This is a genomic window from Novosphingobium sp. SG751A (genome assembly GCF_013149295.1).
Taxonomy (GTDB): Bacteria; Pseudomonadota; Alphaproteobacteria; order Sphingomonadales; family Sphingomonadaceae; genus Novosphingobium.
Window position 1 is genome coordinate 1 of sequence record NZ_JABGCB010000046.1, and the last position, 14,393, is coordinate 14,393.

Annotated in this window: 15 protein-coding genes; 9 read left to right on the plus strand and 6 right to left on the minus strand. The window is 58.8% G+C overall.

Annotated features, from left to right (window positions below; all coding sequences use genetic code 11):
• Positions 1-227 precede the first annotated feature (227 nt).
• The 7 genes from FHW96_RS25500 (at position 228) to FHW96_RS25530 (ending at position 4,211) form a co-directional block, all read left to right on the plus strand.
• Positions 228-572 carry a hypothetical protein gene (locus FHW96_RS25500; protein WP_172343373.1) on the plus strand — a complete coding sequence of 115 codons (345 nt, stop codon included), beginning with the start codon at positions 228-230 and terminating at the stop codon, positions 570-572.
• A 50-nt stretch (positions 573-622) separates the two neighbouring features.
• Positions 623-1,096 carry a hypothetical protein gene (locus tag FHW96_RS25505; RefSeq protein WP_172343374.1) on the plus strand — a complete coding sequence of 158 codons (474 nt, stop codon included), beginning with the start codon at positions 623-625 and terminating at the stop codon, positions 1,094-1,096.
• 48 nt (positions 1,097-1,144) lie between these two features.
• Entirely contained in the window at positions 1,145-1,888 is a 744-nt protein-coding gene (locus FHW96_RS26045) for an AbrB/MazE/SpoVT family DNA-binding domain-containing protein (RefSeq protein WP_216651085.1), read from the plus strand.
• On the plus strand, positions 1,878-2,279 hold the full coding sequence (locus FHW96_RS25515; protein ID WP_371815817.1) for a type II toxin-antitoxin system VapC family toxin: 402 nt from the start codon (positions 1,878-1,880) through the stop codon (positions 2,277-2,279). The genes FHW96_RS26045 and FHW96_RS25515 overlap by 11 nt, the downstream gene beginning before the upstream one ends.
• Before the next feature lie 41 nt (positions 2,280-2,320).
• Positions 2,321-3,241, plus strand: coding sequence for a nucleotidyltransferase domain-containing protein (locus tag FHW96_RS25520; protein ID WP_172343376.1), 921 nt, complete (start codon positions 2,321-2,323; stop codon positions 3,239-3,241).
• A gap of 299 nt (positions 3,242-3,540) precedes the next feature.
• Entirely contained in the window at positions 3,541-3,795 is a 255-nt protein-coding gene (locus FHW96_RS26435; RefSeq protein WP_172343377.1) for a type II toxin-antitoxin system prevent-host-death family antitoxin, read from the plus strand.
• Entirely contained in the window at positions 3,795-4,211 is a 417-nt protein-coding gene (locus FHW96_RS25530) for a type II toxin-antitoxin system VapC family toxin (RefSeq protein ID WP_172343378.1), read from the plus strand. Before FHW96_RS26435 ends, FHW96_RS25530 begins: the two co-directional genes overlap by 1 nt.
• A gap of 175 nt (positions 4,212-4,386) precedes the next feature.
• Here FHW96_RS25530 and FHW96_RS25535 read toward each other — a convergent pair whose 3' ends face one another.
• The 4 genes from FHW96_RS25535 to FHW96_RS25550 all read right to left on the minus strand — a co-directional run bounded on the left by FHW96_RS25535 (position 4,387) and on the right by FHW96_RS25550 (position 10,492).
• Complete coding sequence (locus FHW96_RS25535) at positions 4,387-7,677, minus strand: DEAD/DEAH box helicase (protein ID WP_172343379.1); 3,291 nt, start codon at positions 7,675-7,677, stop codon at positions 4,387-4,389.
• Positions 7,670-8,524: a hypothetical protein gene (locus tag FHW96_RS25540; RefSeq protein ID WP_172343380.1), complete on the minus strand. Its 855-nt coding sequence runs from the start codon at positions 8,522-8,524 to the stop codon at positions 7,670-7,672. The genes FHW96_RS25535 and FHW96_RS25540 overlap by 8 nt, the downstream gene beginning before the upstream one ends.
• Positions 8,525-8,535: 11 nt before the next feature.
• Positions 8,536-9,093 carry a hypothetical protein gene (locus tag FHW96_RS25545; RefSeq protein ID WP_172343381.1) on the minus strand — a complete coding sequence of 186 codons (558 nt, stop codon included), beginning with the start codon at positions 9,091-9,093 and terminating at the stop codon, positions 8,536-8,538.
• A gap of 91 nt (positions 9,094-9,184) precedes the next feature.
• Entirely contained in the window at positions 9,185-10,492 is a 1,308-nt protein-coding gene (locus FHW96_RS25550; RefSeq protein ID WP_172343382.1) for an abortive infection family protein, read from the minus strand.
• A 161-nt stretch (positions 10,493-10,653) separates the two neighbouring features.
• Here FHW96_RS25550 and FHW96_RS25555 point away from each other — a divergent pair, with 161 nt between their 5' ends.
• A complete protein-coding gene (locus tag FHW96_RS25555; protein WP_172343383.1) occupies positions 10,654-11,865 on the plus strand; it encodes a hypothetical protein in 1,212 nt (403 codons plus the stop codon).
• Positions 11,866-11,960: 95 nt separating this feature from the next.
• On the opposite strand, the gene FHW96_RS25560 is transcribed toward FHW96_RS25555, so the two are convergent.
• Together FHW96_RS25560 and FHW96_RS25565 are read right to left on the minus strand one after the other, a co-directional pair.
• Positions 11,961-12,161 carry a hypothetical protein gene (locus tag FHW96_RS25560; protein ID WP_172343384.1) on the minus strand — a complete coding sequence of 67 codons (201 nt, stop codon included), beginning with the start codon at positions 12,159-12,161 and terminating at the stop codon, positions 11,961-11,963.
• A 196-nt stretch (positions 12,162-12,357) separates the two neighbouring features.
• Positions 12,358-12,603 (minus strand): hypothetical protein, encoded by a 246-nt coding sequence (locus FHW96_RS25565; protein WP_172343385.1) that lies wholly within the window; start codon positions 12,601-12,603, stop codon positions 12,358-12,360.
• Between the two features lie 316 nt (positions 12,604-12,919).
• On the opposite strand from FHW96_RS25565, the gene FHW96_RS26900 reads away from it, so the two are divergent.
• Positions 12,920-13,978 (plus strand): MucR family transcriptional regulator, encoded by a 1,059-nt coding sequence (locus FHW96_RS26900; RefSeq protein ID WP_172343386.1) that lies wholly within the window; start codon positions 12,920-12,922, stop codon positions 13,976-13,978.
• The last annotated feature ends 415 nt before the right edge of the window (positions 13,979-14,393 follow it).

Genomic DNA, 14,393 nt, shown 5'->3' on the forward strand with positions numbered 1-14,393 from the left:
GGGCTTCATCTGCATTCCTTCGTCATTACGACGAAGCCCCAATCCTCCTTAAATCACAACATCAAATCTGTGCCATGGGTGCTGACGGGGGACAGGTATCATCGTTACGGTCGGTTCCGCTGTATCGCTGCTTTCCGGGCTGAGCAGTCTGCTTCGGCCTTAAGCAGTCCCTTCCATCATCATCCAACACAATCCGTTTCCTTCAGCGGGAACGGGGAGGAGAAACCATGCGTGCTCAACGCCTAGCCATTGCCCAAACGGTAGCCGAACGGCTCTTTGCCGCAGAAACTGCCCTCGATATCGCTCTCGCCCGTATCGCGGAACTCAATGCCGCCCTCCCGCTTGCCCGACTCGATGGAGGGATTTCCGCCATTGTCGGACAGGAAGCTATCCTGAGCTCTGCATCCGCTATGATGCTCGTTGCTGAAACCCGCGAAAAGATCGTCGCAACCCATGCCAATCTCAAACAGGCGAGCGACGACATCGGCCTGCGCGAAGCCAGCTATGGCGATCTGGTCAAACCCGGCAAGGTTGCCCCCCTTGACGTGGGACAGCATCTGCGGGTTGCCTGATGCCTGTCAGGGTTCCCTGACACCGATTTCCATAATGGTTCAGGTTTAATATGACGAGACATGTCGCATTCCTCATCCTGCTGATCGCCAGCAGTCTTTACGCGGCCATGCGGGGTGGCCGACCCGAGCAGATCGGGGCGGCCACTCTGTTTGGCGGAGCTTGGGCCAGCGTATTTGCCGCCGATCCGACCAGAGCACACTTTCGTCAGCTCGAGACCGGAATTCTGATTATCGACATGGTGCTGCTGGCCATTTTTCTATGGCTTGCCATTCGCAGCACACGGTTCTGGCCCATATGGGTGGCCGCCCTGCTGCAGGCCGAAGTGTTCATCCATGTCGGCCAGATCGTTGTTCCAGCGGCAGGATGGAAAGCCTACATGAATGCCCTGGCGGTATGGGGGTGGGTTACGCAGATCGTCCTGATCGTCGCGACCTGGCGCCATCGTCAGCGCCTCGCACAACACGGCAGCGATGCGTCCTGGAAGGGGTGCCCAGCATCCCGGCCTCCCATACAGCGAGATTGATCCCCCTCCCCGCAACGGTTCCGATATCGACAAAAGCGGAGTGTCCTTATGACGGTGATGCCAAACTCGAACGACGTCCAACCCGCCAGCCTTTGGTCGGCAAGCTCACGCGCACTGGTATGCCGGGCCTTCCTGCGGGTCGAGAAGGTCATCCTCGAAAGCCTAGGGCCGCTGCTTTCCGCAAGGCAATATGTTGCGCTCCTCTTCGAGGTCTATCTCGCCGAAGTCGAGGGGAAGACGCTCTATCAGGCCTGCCTGTCGACCGATGAAATCGTGTCGAAGCCTCATCGCCGCTCGGCCAGACTGGCTCAACTGGGAGCCCTCACTCGCGAGCCCAGTCTCGAGGATCATCGCCGAATGGATCTCCAGCTCACATGGAACAGCCGGTCCGCCCTCGACCGCGTGATCGACACGATTGTTGCCGCGAGCGCCGAAATTGCAATCGCCTTCCGTCAAGATCGGGAAGACGAGACCGACTTGCTACGAGGTATGCCATCATGGTACCATTTGCCAGTCAGTACTCGATCCGGGACGATGGGCATGAACATCGCACGAGGTAAAGTCATTGCCGGTGGGCGTATCGCTCTGCCCGCAGAAATGCGCCGGGCTCTCGGCTTGCAAAATGGCGATACAGTCCTTTTTGAACTACAGGGTGATGAGGTACGAATCCGACCGGCAAGGTCCGCGCTCAAGCGGGTTCAGGAGCGGCTAAAGGCCTTTGCCCCGAAGGAAGGGTTCGTGTCGGAGGAACTGATCGCCCAGCGACGCGTTGAGGCTGCGCGTGACCGATAGCTCCCTCAATCCCACATTTGTCCTTGATGCCTCGGCGCTGCTTTGTCTGCTGTTCGACGAGCCCGGAGCCGATCGGGTTGAAGCCCGCTTGACCCGCGCCTTGGTATCGGCTGTGAATTACCATGAAGTGCTGGCGAAGCTGACGGATCGCGGCGTCGAAGCTGCCGAAGCCAAAGCGATGTTGGCAGAGCTCGATATCGACGTCATCGCGGTAGATCGCGATCAGGCCGATATTGGCGGGGAGATCCATCCGCTGATCCGCGGTGTAGGACTGGGTCTGGGGGAGCGCTCGTGCCTCGCTCTGGCGCGATCACGTCAGGCCGTGGCCGTCACGGCAGATCGGCTTTGGGGAGATCTCGACATCGGGGTTTCAATCGAGGTGGTGCGGTGAGCGGCGCAATCTTCCGAATTGCAGGAATTGAGAACGAATAGATGCGCAGTGACCTCAATCATCTTCCGGCCGTCAAACAGCGCGAACTCGACCGCGTGGTAGAGATCTTGTTTCAGGGCTTTCGCGAAGCAACGCAGGAGGCGATCGGGCGACGCAAATCAGCGCGGATCCTGAAAGTCATCCTGTTTGGCTCCTATGCTAGGGGTGATTGGGTCGATGCGCCCTTCGATGCAAACCAATATACCTCCGACTACGATATCCTCGTGATCGTCAATCAGAAGGAGCTGACGGATCGCGCGGAATATTGGGAGGAAACCGAGCAGCGGTTGTTCGACGCCTATCATGTCGAAAAGGTCATTCGCACGCCGATCAATTTCATCGTCCATTCGCTTCAGCAGGTGAATGATGGCCTATCCCATGGACGGCTTCTGTTCATGGAGATCGCAAAGGACGGGGTAATCCTCTACCAGTCCGATGATCGCTTGCTGGCGGAGCCCAAGCCTAAAACACCTGAGCAGGCCTACCTCGCCGCCAAGGACTATTTTGAAGACAAATTTACCGGGGCTATGCGATGGTACGAAGGCGCTGAATTTTATCAGAACAAAGGTTATTTCGGTAACGCTGCCTTCCTTCTCCATCAGGCAACCGAAAACCTGTATAAATGTATGCTGCTGACGCTGACATTTTATGCCCCTCGTAATCCCAATATCGTGTTCTTGCGGGGCATTGCCGAAGGGCTGGAACGGAGCCTGTTCGACGCTTGGCCTCGCGGTACACATGCGCAGCGGGCGATGTATCAAAAGCTGAAGGACGCATACAGGAAGGCCCAGCATTCAAAGCATTTCGACATTTCTCCAGAGGAATTGAACTGGCTCCGGGAGCGGATTCAAGTGCTGGGGCAGAAAGTTCAGGAGATCTGCATCGCCCATATCGCAAAGCTCAAACAGGCAGCTGAAGTTTGAGATTGCCAGACGACCTGCGCCTCTGGATGGAGGCCGTTGGCTATGTGTTTGTTTCCGGCAACGCCATACCGTCGGTGCTGCAGGTCGATGGGCAGCAAGGGCGGACAATTCGGTCAGCCTGCGGATCAGCATGAGATTTGGAAGCTGATCGGCGCATACAATTCGCCATCTTCTGCCATTTTTCGTGGTTAGTCTCGACGCCGGTCCACAGCCGGGCGACCATCGGGCTGCAAAGAGATCAGATGACAGCATACTATTTTCCTGCTATGTCGCATTGTAACGACAAGTGAGGCTGTGCCGTGACCGTGTCCTTTCTTTCTTCCCGCGATTTCAATCGTGATCCCGCGCGCGCCAAGCGTGCGGCAAAACAAGGCCCAGTCTTTGTGACCGAGCGTAGTAAGCCTGCGCTCGTCGTGCTCAGCATCGAGGAATATGAGCGTCTTGCCGGTCAGAGCCGGTCGCTTGCAGATATGCTGATGCCGGCCGAGGATCTCGACTTCCCGATGGCATTCCCCAAAGCCATGCCGCGCTTTAGACCGGCTGAATTCGACTGATGTTCCTGCTCGACACCAATGTGATTTCTGAAAGCCGAAAACTGCATTCGGGCAAGGCAGACGAGAATGTGGTCCGATGGCTTCGGGCGACCTCACCGGCACAGACCTTCCTTTCTGTCTTCACGGTTTTTGAACTGGAACTGAGCGTTCGGCTGAAGGAGAGACAGGATGCCGCACAGGGTCAGGCACTGCGGCGTTGGCTCGAAACCACAGTTCTGCCGGGGTTTGCCGACAGGGTGCTCGAACCCGGCATGGATGTCGCCCGGCGGTGCGCGGCGCTGCATATGCCAGATCCTGCCAGTGAGCGTGATGCCTGGATCGCCGCAACTGCGCTGGAGCATGGGCTTACCGTCGTGACGCGCAATGTCGCGGATTTTGAACGAACAGGCGTGGCGCTGCTCAATCCTTGGGAATGACGTTGAGGGCGGACACTCCGGTTTGTCTCCTCTGGGACGCGGATAGGCCCGAGCTGCCCTTCGTTAACATGGACAAAAATCGACGCATGAATGCCCATGAAGGGGGACTTGGCGGCAGTCCGAACCCAGAGGCGCAGACAGAGAAGCGGCCGGTCATAAGGGTAACCATCGCGCGCTAGTCCTCATCATCCCAATCGGACAACGTTTGAAAAAGGATCGCCGTCGTGACCTCGTCCCGCACGGTATCCATTTCCGCCGAAGCGCCGGCCTTGAACGACCCGCGCAATGCGAGATGCGTCTCGAACGTCTCGACGCGCGAGGCTGCGGTCTTCATCAGCCTCATAGCGGCATGATGGCGATCATGGTCCCCGGCACGCACCATTTGCGGAAGCATGTCGATGACGGGCAGCATCGTCCCTTGCCCTTGCGACGCTCTGTGAGCGACGATTTGCCCAACTATACCGCACAGGAAACCGAGATCAGGGGTGATCCTGATGGCGAACCGGCGCGCACGCTGTGCTGTCGACGACCGGCTTGCCTGCTTCTTGACGGTTCCCTCATACTTGCGAACGAAGTCGAGAAGCCATGCTTCGATCTCGACGAGCGTGCGTCCTTCGCACCACATCGACACCAAGGTCTTGAGTGCGCCCAGTATCCGCTTAGCGGTCGCTCGAGGCTTCGTCGTGTTACTATAGGCACGGCCGAAAACTGACTCCAGTGCCCCTTCTCTGACGAAGATCGTCAAATCTAGGGGATTTTCTGCCAGTACATCGAGCAGCCAGCTGATCCACACGGCAGTTGCGGTCTCCTCAACCGGCGCCCGGTCCAGCGCCTTCACCAATCGCTCGATCAGACGGGGAGGCACGCCGTTTCGCACCGCGATATCACGCTCCCATTCCGGAACGGGCGGATCGTCCAATTGCTGCTCGGCGGCCTTGAGCGCTGTGCGTCGGCGTTCAAGCCATTGTTCCGCCCGTTGAGCGTCCGCTTCCCTGCGCCGGAAGTATCCCAGGGAGCGCTTGACGATATCGTCAAAGCCGCTTTCCCCCGCCGCGGTCACATCCGACAGGCGACGAATGAGGGCCTGGGCTTTAGGGTCGGAATCGGCAGCGACCTCGATCCGATCCAGCAACAACTCAATGGGATCATGGATGCTTTCGCAGGCGTCCTGTTCGGAGAAGACGGTGTTCAGTATCTGCTCGGTAGGGAAGTCGAGATCGTCCAGTTCGACCTGAATAGGCTTGCCCGGCACGACGATAGCGAGGCCAGTCGCAGCGTAGGCCGCACGACCTGCCCTGCCTAGGGCATTAAGAATTTCATGTGGGCGCAAGTCCGCCCGCGGATTACCACTGGGATCGTCGGCCACACTTCTATCGGTGCCAGCTAGAATCACGACATCGCAGGGAAGGTTTAGTCCCTGTGCGATCGTCGAGGTCGCGGCTACCGCATCGAGCCCAACATCTTCGCTCTCTGCATCCCGCCTGACTCGGAAAACGCTTTCCGTCAGCCGCCGCTCCAGAGGCAGAAGGTCGCCATGATGGACGGCCGCCCGTCGCTTTGCGGGATCGAACATCGCTTCGGCCGAACCCACATCTTTGAGTATGGCCTCGTGCATCTCCTGCTGCGCTTCGTCCAACGCGGCGGTTGCTGGCGGCAGAAGGGAATTGATCTGGTCAGCGACGCTACCGCAGGCCTTTGTATCGTTGCAAAACACGATCACTCGTTTTCCGGCAGCTGCATAATCCGCTGCGATCTGCGCTGCGACTTCGTTTCTGTTGGATGTCAGCCGGCCGGAATCGTTTCTCACAAGCGACGGCAGTCCGGCCGTGAGGGGCTGGATCACCAGCTTCTCGGGCCTTTTCGGATGCCAGCCTGAGATCAACGAAAAGAGACCCAGTGGCTGTGCAGGTATGCGATTGCGGGCAGCTTTCGTTTTTTCCTTCGACGAGGCTTGCGCAGCCTCCGCAACGGCCTCTCGGTCATAGATGACGCATGAGCGCAATTGGCGTGTCGGTTTCCAGGGATCGTCGAACGCCTCGACCTCCCGTCCCGTCACACCTCGCAGCCACCGGGCGATTTCAGCGCCATTGGCGACCATGGCCGAAAGCAGCAAAAGGTCCGCGTCCTTGCGGCGGCGCAGGAATGTGAGCAACGCCAGCATGGCATCGATCGCGCGCGCGTTGACGGTCAAGGAGATCGCTGGGTTATCTGCACCGATTAGATGAAACTCATCGAATACGAGGAGCCCGACCTTGTCGAACAGTTCGGGCGCAAAGCCCAAAAGGGCGAGGCAGCGCTCCGGCGTCATGACGGAGAATGGCGGAAGCCGTTCCCCTATATCCTCCAGGGCGAGATCCTCGACCACGCTCACGGGCTCCAGCCCGCCGATCTGCGCGGACATGTCGGCCTCGACCTGGTCGACGAGAGCATGCGTCGGCGCCAGATAGATGACGCTCTCTCCGGCGGAAAGGGTCGCTGCAATTTTCAGAACCGAGAGCGTGGTTTTCCCGGAGCCGGTCGGGGACGTCATGACCATCGACCGGCCCCTGTTCAGGTAGCCCGTCCTGACTGCCTTCAAGTGGTTGATCCATAGAAACGGGCGCGAGCCCACTTGCGAGAGCAGCCAATCCGTCCACGCCGTAGCCTGCGCACCGGCAGGCGTGGGCAGCCGGACCAGCATGGCTTCCTGCATTCCGCCGATCAGGCGGCTCAAGAGCGTCGCCAGATGATGCGGCCCAGCAAACTGAAGGTGGACTGCACCTTCAAGCCCAAGATTGATATCTACCGCGGAAGCTCGCGACAGACGGAGCACACGTTCAAGCCTAGTGCGCATGTCGGGATCAGGCGTGTCGCTTCCGCGCGCTTCCTGCCCTAGAGCTTGCAGAACATAGGCGCACTCTCTCAGCAAAAGGTCGGCCGCGACCTCGCGACTGTCGGTCTGGGGAATACGATCTTCATCCAGGTTTCGCTCGATCAGCTCGGTCAGGTTCCCGGTCGCCAATTCCCGGAGGCTGAGGATCAGAGATCGTCGGACTGCTCGCGGTTCTCCTCTCGCCCTCAGTTGAGCCGCAACCTCGGCTGCATCTGCGGCACGATCGGCAATCAGGAACAGAAGTGTCGCCGAGATCACTGACCCAATCGCATCGCCTGAAACGAGCGATGGACGATCCAAGGCAAGTGAACGCACACGACCCAAAATCTGATGGGCGCTCGCCGCGACGAAGGCGGCCGCACGCGTCTGATCGGGTCGCAGGTCAAGGGCGACATAGGCCTCGAAAGTCGAGGCCAATCGCCGTACCCGGCCGATAACTTCGCTCACGGCCTCCGGATCTTCCTCCCGCGCCTGCAATCGCACAGTCGCCAATTCGATGTGCGCCTCTGTAAGAAGCTCATCTAGGATTTCAGGATCGAGACCGGGAAGGTCTGGAGCTTGCCGCAGCAGAGCGCGGGAACTGGGATCAAACACCCGCGATCTCCTCGACTTTCATCATGACTTCCCTTGCCAGCTCGGCCAAGCCTTGGCGTACATCGTCGAAGGCCAGAACACCGGCCGTGCGCGTTTCAATCGCACCCTCGGCCGTGGCTTTGAATCCCGCTATGATGTGTAGGAAATTACCCGCCCTGCGCTGACTCTCGCTCGTAGCGACAGCCACACGGAACTCGCGCACATCTTCCCAGAACACTTTATCGACCGCCGTCTCTGCATCGATGTCGGGTATGCTTTTGAGCAAGGTGACGAGGTCTGCGAGGATTTCATCATCCCGCTCACCCTTGCGGATGGAGGTGATCTCGGGCCACACGCTCGAGCTGATGAGCGCGCGAGGCGATTTAGACGCTTTATCCTCGCAGAGGACGATACGCTCGATCTCGCGGCCGCTGTCATCCAGTTCGATGATGAAGCCGTCAAAGCCCTTGTCAGCCTGACGAACATGAGGCGACGTCATATAACCGTTCGGCATCGCGAGGCGCGCAGCAACCCAGGAAATATGCTGGAACAGAAGACCATCCCGGTGGATAACTGTGGTCGCGATCCGTTTGCGAGCAGACTCTTTCTCGGCCGCTGCCCCTGACCGGAATAGCTCCACATCTTCGGCGTGCGGCGCGGTCAATTTGCGAACGACATTCTCAGCGACCTTGCCTTTTTTTGCACGCCGCCGCGGCTCCAACTCAGCGATGACTCTCTGCGCATTCTCTTCCTGACGCAGGTAGAGGTACGCAATTATCTCAACGAGCGCCGCCCGCTTCTTCTTTGAGATCACCCACTCGGAGAAAATACACTCCTTCGTGCTGACGGGCGTGAGCTTTAACGGCATGCGATTCCTCTTCAGGTATATCCATTCTCACGCATTTCCATGACCGCGCCTTCGCACCAGGTCGTGATGATCCAATGGGCCTGAAAGAGTTCATCCACATCGATCGCGAAACCTGCATAGGGCTTTCCGCCCCGGTCGGCCGGATAGCGAAAGCGATCGGCGAACGGATCGAAAGCCTGAACTTGGGCGATCATGTCTTGGACATTTTGGGTGAGATCATCGTTATCGCAGCATCCTTCCTTCGCCCGAATGTCGAGCAGCTGCCGAAAGAGCGCCTGAAGATTGTGGCTGGCTTTGCCGCTGATCTCGCCAGCGAGTTCAAGGATGGTCGATTTGATCGCAAGCTCGACGCTTTGCCGCCAGAGCGAAAGAAGTGGCATCTGGAGCAGACCGCTGAGATCAGTCCGCGCGAGATCCCACAAAGATTCGAACCCTCGCTGGAAGCTGTACGACACAAAATCCCAGTTCCCTGCGAGCATGTCGCCCGAGCTTTCCCGTACGAAGCTGCGCAGCGCCGGCTGTTGCTCCACGATCTGATCGACAAGCGCTTCCCTGTGCTTGTAAGTCATTTCAGACGCCCCCATTCGTCGCTACTGATATCGCCAGATGCAGATGGCGGCAATTCGATAATGTGTCGTCTAGCAGCAGCAGCGACAGCGACTATTTTCTGCCAAGGTTCTTGGTTGCAGCCGCCGGTGCCGCTAGATCGGTACTCTGCGCACCAACTGCGTCCTCCCGGAACTGGCGCTCCCGAAATGTCTCAGTCACGAAATCGATGAACGACACCGCAGCGCCAACAGCGAGCCGCGCGTGTCGTGGCTGCAGGCCACGATGGCTCCCCTCACGGCCATGCCCTGACCCATAAAGTCCACGCAGCTCGGCTAGATATTGGGTCAATGCAGCTAGATTACGCAGGATGAGCTTAATCGTTTCAGCTCCCTTGGTGGCATCGGTGATTCCATCGGGTACCAAACCCAACTCTTTCGCTACCAATTTGGTCAGTGTCGGCAAGTCAGCGCCCGATGCATAGCTTACGCCGCGCTTCGTCAGCACTGTCTTGCAGCAACTTTCAACCAGTTCCTTGGCGGTTCCAATGGCGAGCGCGGGATCACGATCAACCGCATTTTCAAGTCGCTCGATCTCTTTCTGCATCCAAGCAGCATCAAGCGCATCTGCGACCGAACGCGCCCGCAACACCGAGCGCCCGCCAATCTCGCCGATCGCCTGCGCAACAAAGCGCGGTCGCCCCGCAATCTTCTCGACCTCGACCAGCATCCAGCCTTCGGTCCGTAGTTGATCGTTGAACGCGCGCACCATTTCAAGCGACTGGTTGCGGTCCGGCCGGACGACTGGGTGGACCGTCTCGGCGAGGAACGCGAGAAAGCGATCGGCAGGCCCATCGATCAGATCGAAGCGCTTGTCCTCGAAAATCCAGTCATCGTCCCAGTCATGGTTATTCCAGCGATGCTGCCAGATATCACCGGCGGCATCCTTGTAGCGACTATCGGTCGAGGGCATCGCTTCAAGATCCCAAAGCCGCTGGAGGAACTCTACATCTTCGAGCGTGCCCATCCAGGCGATATTATCGACCTTGAGGCCATCGATTATGTTACGTCGGACACGGCGGGACACAGCGGCCGGCGCGGTGCGCCAGTCGGGTCGAGGCTGTATTCGTGGGCGGATAGCCGCGCTGAACCAGGAGTTGTCATCCTGTTCGTACACCAGCTTCACTCGGGCGGTGATCTGCTCTTCCAACGTTGCGCATTTGGCGCCTAACCGACCGAAGCTCGCCGGATCGATCGAGAGGAAAACCGTGTAGAGGCGCGTGCCGCCGTTCCAATTGTCATAACCGGTCTCGACCACATCCGCATCGGCCTCGCGTAGCAGTTCGGCGGCCTCAGCCATACCTTCGGCAGCCAGCATCGCCTCCACGCTTGCCAAATATGCTTCGTTGTCCTGTCCGGCCACGCCCCATGCTCCACTTGATTCATAGGCTTTACCTTTGCATAGAACGAATGCCGAACGAAATCTAGAAGCGGCAGTAGGTCGCTATCTGTCGGGCGGTCGCTGAACGTAGGTCAGCTATCAGGGAAGGGACCTCCGCCGTTGAACGACCGCTATGGCGGCGTTTGCAGGCTGGCACTTCTTATGCGACCTTTGCTCAAATGATGTACTCACGTTCAAAACTGCTTTTTGCCCTTCTCGCGTTCGTCGCAACGCCCTGCCGCGCTGATCAGTGGCTGCCACCCCAGCCGCAAACCTATCAATCGCGTGACAAGACCTTCCGCCTGCAAGTCCGCCCGCGCGAACTGACCAGCGCTCTGGCCTATTTTTCCGACAAGGTGAAAAAGCGCGAGCCGGCAGGTGGCGCCAAGGGGCAACAGCAGAGCAGGGCAACCGCAACCATCGAGCATGTGGGAGCAGATGGCGTGTGGACTGCGGTGTGGTCCGGCCCGCTGACCAACGAGGTGGCTCCCGTTGCTGCGCTGATAGCTGATGGCGGCCGTTATGTGGTCACGTTCGATAACTGGCATTCGATGGGCTATGGGCCCAACGTGGTGGCCATCCATGATGGGCATGGGCGTCTGATCCGCGCGCTGGCGCTGAACGATATTGTCTCGGAGGACTATATTTTCGCGCTTGGCCATTCGGTCAGTTCGATTCACTGGCGTGGTGATCCACACTTGGGGCCTGATGATACGGTGATGATCCCGATCGTGGTGCCGGGCGACCGGCAAGGGACTGATGTCGAGGCCTATGTTGATGCGGTCATGAGGCTTTCGGATGGTGCAGTGCTGAGCGGCGCATCGCCTGCATGGAAGAATGCGCAGGCCGCCGTGGCGAAAGAGGCGCAATCCCGGCGCGACTATGACGAGAAAGCCAAGCGGGCCTTTATCGCGCCCTTGCTGGGCCCGTCTGAAAACACGGAATTCGCTTGGTCCCACTATCTCGACGAGGCGTTCTTCCGATCCGCGCCTCGCTGGAAAGAGGATTATCCCAAAAGCACGGTGCTCCGTGATCCGGCTGCCCCCGATTATGCGGCTTCAGAAGGCTGGATGCGCGACGCTTTGCTCGCGCGGGACTATTCCAATGGCCCGATGAGTTTTGCCAGCATCGCCCCCTTGGACCACTTCGTGGCCCGCATGAAAACCATTTTGGCCGAGGCAAAGCCCGGTAGTCTCAAAGGTTCCAGGATCTATATAGCGGCGCCGACCAGCACGCTGCCGATGTTCAAGGCGATGTTTGCCAAAACCGGCGCGCAGGTTCACGTCTTCGATCCGGCGCTACCCATTCCGCAACGGCCGGAACGGTTGAAGGAATACCTGTCGGCCGGCTCATAGTGCACATGAACAAGCGCCTGCTTTCGTTGGGATACATGGATACCTAAACGTCCGCTCTGGCGGCGATGCTTCCCGCCAAGCACGGCAGCTCGTGATTATCCCTTTGGCGTTACCCAGACTTCAACCGGAGTGATGAACTTGCCCGGCGCTGGTTTGCCGACATGGACACGGTCGGCGGTAACCTGTTCACCCGATTCGAGATGAAGCGTCACCCAGGGCTTGGGCATGCGCTCGAACTTCATTTTCTGAATGGCCAAGCCAGTCGACGAATTCATGATGGTTGCTATGATACTCATGGTTTGCGCTGCTACCGTCATAGGCGCTCGTGGGTCTACACCTAGGCAGAAAATAGCCCCAACTTTTCTGAACCAGGAGCCACCATGGGCGAGTCTAATCAGGTCGCTAAACACCTGTTTCTGAGGCGGAGGTGGTCGATCAGGGGGCAGACCGCGCCGCATGATGGCGCCTTAGGCTAGCCGCAGGACGACCGGATCAGGCTTCTTCGTTGCGCCCCCTGCTTTCATACCAGTCCTGACGGCCTGTGTCCTCCACCGCCCAGATCCAGGCATCGTTGAAGGCTGCGCTCGAGAAGCTGAACTCCTGACGAGCCAGATCGCGATAGCCATCCTTGGTGCGCAGCTTGGGCTTGCCGTCGCTCATATGCGGGATCAGCCAGTCGCGGCATTTCTCCCGATCTTCCCTTGCTCGGGCAGCTTCAAGGGCACGGTTGGTTTTCATCGGAAATTTCCATCAGTGGTATGATCGGGTCATGCATCAGCCATACCCGACGCTCGGCGGAAGGTCAGCAGGAAAAGGGCGGTGGTGGCGATACATCCCCAACGGTCCTCAACTGCCGCGCCACCTTTACATCCTCCTTTGCGCATTAGCATGGGATTGACCAATGCCCCGTTCACGCAAAGTAGTCAGTCCATGTTCGATTGATATTGCGCTGCCCGATCCCCAAAGGGAGCAAGCGGCCTTTTGTGTGACAAATATTTGACCTGATCCCGCAAGATGTCTAACCCTCGCCTCCCTCATCTGCTTGAGGACAATCATGGCCGAGAACAATTCTGAGGGTGCGCCCAACTTCATCGAACTGGCAGGCGATATTACCATCGCCTGGCTCCAGAATCCCAATGTAAATCCTGCTGCCGAAGATGTTCCTGCTTTCCTCAAGTCCATGCATCTGGCGATTGCCGGGCTGGACGAAGCGCCTGCAGTTGAGCCTGTGCCCGAAGTCGTTGCTTACGAACCGGCGGTACCGGTGCGTTCCTCGATCAAGCCCGACTATCTTGTCAGTCTGATCGATGGGCGCAAATACAAGACCTTGAAACGGCATTTGGCGACCAACGGACTGACGCCCGATGAATATCGCGTGCGCTATGGGTTGAAGCCCGATTACCCGATGGTCGCAGCGAATTTTGCCGCGATGCGCCGCGAGATCGCCGAAAAGATCGGGCTTGGCCGCAAGAGTGCAGTTCGCCTCAATGACACAGACGGAACGGTCGCCGCTCCCGCAGAGTCCCAAGAGGCGGCGCTGCCGGCGACGGAAGAAGATGCCGCTTCGAGCGTGACGGCAAAGAGCGTTGCCCGCAAGTCAAAGGCCAGAACCGAAAAGCTTCCTGTTGCCTCGACCACGGTCTCGCCGATGCCTACCGAGGCAAAACCTGCCGCCGAGACCAAGGGTAAACCCGCGCGTCACTCTCGGAAGGTCGCGGAAGAAGCCTCGGTGCCCGTCGATGCGACTGTGCCCGCCGAACCGGTAAAACCGGTGGCGACCAGAAAGCAGCGTATGGCGCGTGAACCCGAGGTCCTAACGAGCGCCGCAGACACACCCGATGCGCCTGCTGCTGATCCGATCCCGGATGGCACAAGCGTGCGCAAGCGCGGCGCGGCAAAGGCAAAATCCGCCTCGTCGACCGAAGGTAAGGCCACCGGAAACAACGCCGTCAAGCCGACCAAGGCGAAGGGCGCCGCCGCTAAAACGGTCGAGGGCAAGGTGACAAATCCGACACCAGCAGTTACGCTCGAGGCAGTTTCTGCCCCCGCCAACCGTGGCAAAGCGAAGAAATCGACCGCGAAAGCCAAGGTTCCTGCCACACAGGAAGCGTGACGCGCGGCATGAATGGATACGCAGCGGCGCCTGCCCCTTAGGGGACGGGCGCCGTTTTGCTTGGAGGTCCTGAAAAAGCAAGAATGACAACCAGTGCTGGAACGTATCCTTCCGGGGCCCCAAAGTTCGACGCCTTGGGCACCGCACCTTGGTCATTCAACGATCAAGTTGCCAATGGGCACTCTCCATTGGGCCCGCGAAAGTCTGCTATTTCAGCAGTACCCCGACATTGGGATCAGTGCTGCTGTTCATCGTCAGCCCAACCGGCAGTGAAGTCCTGACCGCCATAATAGACACCGAGTATCGCCACCTGCTGGGCATCCGTAAGCGCGCATTTCACAGCACGCGGATTACGCTAACAGGGCGGCGATCATAAATGGCGCAAGGGAGCGTGGCGCGGAACGAAGGTGCCGGT

Excerpts from the sequence above, each read along its gene's own strand:
- FHW96_RS25520 (WP_172343376.1), top strand. The coding sequence starts at position 2,321 with ATGCGCAGTGACCTCAATCATCTTCCGGCCGTCAAACAGCGCGAACTC.
- FHW96_RS25500 (WP_172343373.1), top strand. The coding sequence starts at position 228 with ATGCGTGCTCAACGCCTAGCCATTGCCCAAACGGTAGCCGAACGGCTC.
- FHW96_RS25530 (WP_172343378.1), top strand. The coding sequence starts at position 3,795 with ATGTTCCTGCTCGACACCAATGTGATTTCTGAAAGCCGAAAACTGCAT.
- FHW96_RS26045 (WP_216651085.1), top strand. The coding sequence starts at position 1,145 with ATGACGGTGATGCCAAACTCGAACGACGTCCAACCCGCCAGCCTTTGG.
- FHW96_RS25545 (WP_172343381.1), bottom strand. The coding sequence starts at position 9,093 with ATGACTTACAAGCACAGGGAAGCGCTTGTCGATCAGATCGTGGAGCAA.
- FHW96_RS25540 (WP_172343380.1), bottom strand. The coding sequence starts at position 8,524 with ATGCCGTTAAAGCTCACGCCCGTCAGCACGAAGGAGTGTATTTTCTCC.
- FHW96_RS26900 (WP_172343386.1), top strand. The coding sequence starts at position 12,920 with ATGGCCGAGAACAATTCTGAGGGTGCGCCCAACTTCATCGAACTGGCA.
- FHW96_RS25565 (WP_172343385.1), bottom strand. The coding sequence starts at position 12,603 with ATGAAAACCAACCGTGCCCTTGAAGCTGCCCGAGCAAGGGAAGATCGG.
- FHW96_RS25505 (WP_172343374.1), top strand. The coding sequence starts at position 623 with ATGACGAGACATGTCGCATTCCTCATCCTGCTGATCGCCAGCAGTCTT.
- FHW96_RS25560 (WP_172343384.1), bottom strand. The coding sequence starts at position 12,161 with ATGAGTATCATAGCAACCATCATGAATTCGTCGACTGGCTTGGCCATT.